This window comes from Afipia clevelandensis ATCC 49720, assembly GCF_000336555.1.
Taxonomy (GTDB): Bacteria; Pseudomonadota; Alphaproteobacteria; order Rhizobiales; family Xanthobacteraceae; genus Afipia; species Afipia clevelandensis.
In genome coordinates this window covers 3,667,768-3,669,335 of the sequence record NZ_KB375281.1, presented here as the reverse complement: position 1 = coordinate 3,669,335, position 1,568 = coordinate 3,667,768, and the positions used below count along the sequence as shown (strand labels likewise).

Annotated in this window: 2 protein-coding genes; both read left to right on the top strand. The window is 59.3% G+C overall.

Going from position 1 to position 1,568, the window contains the following annotated elements; all coding sequences use genetic code 11:
* Positions 1 to 878, top strand: an 878-nt coding sequence (locus HMPREF9696_RS17560) for an ABC transporter substrate-binding protein (protein ID WP_002714386.1), incomplete at its 5' end; no start/stop codon positions are given.
* Positions 879 to 1,086: 208 nt separating this feature from the next.
* On the top strand, positions 1,087 to 1,568 hold a 482-nt coding region (locus HMPREF9696_RS17555; RefSeq protein ID WP_002714385.1), incomplete at its 3' end, for an ABC transporter substrate-binding protein.

Genomic DNA, 1,568 nt, shown 5'->3' with positions numbered 1-1,568 from the left:
CCAATTCGGCCATCCACAAATACATGAACTCCAAGAAGGTCCCGCAACTGTTCGTCGCCACCGGCGCGACCAAGTGGAACGACCCGAAGGAGTTTCCCTGGACCATGGGCTGGCAGCCCAACTACCAGAGCGAAGGCCGCATCTACGCCAAATACATTCTGAAGGAAAAGCCGAACGGCAAGATCGGCATCCTCTATCAAAACGACGACTACGGCAAAGACTACGTCAAGGGCATCAAGGATGGCCTCGGCGCGAAGGCTGCCTCGATGATTATCGCGGAGGAATCCTACGAGACCGCCGAGCCGAGCATTGATACCCATGTGGTCACGCTGAAGGCGAAGGGTGCGGATGTTTTCATCAGCGTCACCACGCCGAAGTTCGCCGCCCAGTCGATCAAGAAGGTCGCCGAACTGCAGTGGAAGCCGCTGTTCATCCTGAACAATGTCGGCGCCTCCACCGGCACCGTGATGAAGCCGGCCGGGTTCGACAACTCGCAGGGCATCATCTCGGCGGCCTATGCCAAGGACGCGACCGATCCGCAGTGGAAGGACGATGCGGGCATCAAGAGCTTCGATGCCTTCCTCACCAAATACTTCCCCGACGGCAACCGCGCCGACGGTTCGGTGATGGTAGGCTACGATGTCGCGCAGACTCTGGTTCATGTTCTCAAGGCCTGCGGTGACAACCTCACCCGCGAGAACGTCATGAAGCAGGCCGCCAGCATCCGCGGCCTCAAACTCGACGGCCTGCTGCCGGGCGTCACGATCAACACCAGCGCCACCGACTTCGCTCCGATCAGCCAGTTGCAACTGATGAAGTTCCAGGGCGATCGCTGGGTGCTGTTCGGCGATGTGATGAGCGGCGACGTCGGCGGTTAACGGCCTTCGCACTGCAATAGGCGAGTCCTGGTCGCAAATATCGCGACCTTGTTTCGCCTGATGAAACTGGGAAGCCCTCCACGCCCTGGCGCGGAGGGCTTTTCGTTGAACGGCGCAGGCAAACCGTATTCAATGCTCACGGGCCGCCAAGAGCCCCGATTCAAGAAACGACCAATAAGGACACAAACAACGATCCAGGGAGGACCGTATGAAGACGACGACTCAACTTGCGACAATCGCGGCAACACTCGCGATGCTTGCTGCAACCGGCAGCAGCGCCTTCGCCCAGAAGAAATACGATACCGGCGCATCCGACACCGAAATCAAGATCGGCAACATCATGCCCTACAGCGGACCGGCCTCCGCTTACGGTGCGATCGGAAAATCCGAACAGGCCTACTTCAACAAGATCAACGCCGAAGGCGGCATCAACGGCCGCAAGATCAATTTCATCTCGTATGACGACGGCTACTCGCCGCCGAAGGCCGTGGAGCAGGCCCGCAAGCTGGTGGAAAGCGACGAAGTCCTGATCGTTTACGGGCCGCTCGGCACGCCATCGAACTCGGCGATCCAGAAATACCTGAACGCCAAGAAAGTCCCGCAACTGTTCGTCGCCACCGGCGCGACCAAGTGGAACGACCCGAAGGATTTCCCCTGGACCATGGGCTGGCAGCCCAACTACCAGAGCGA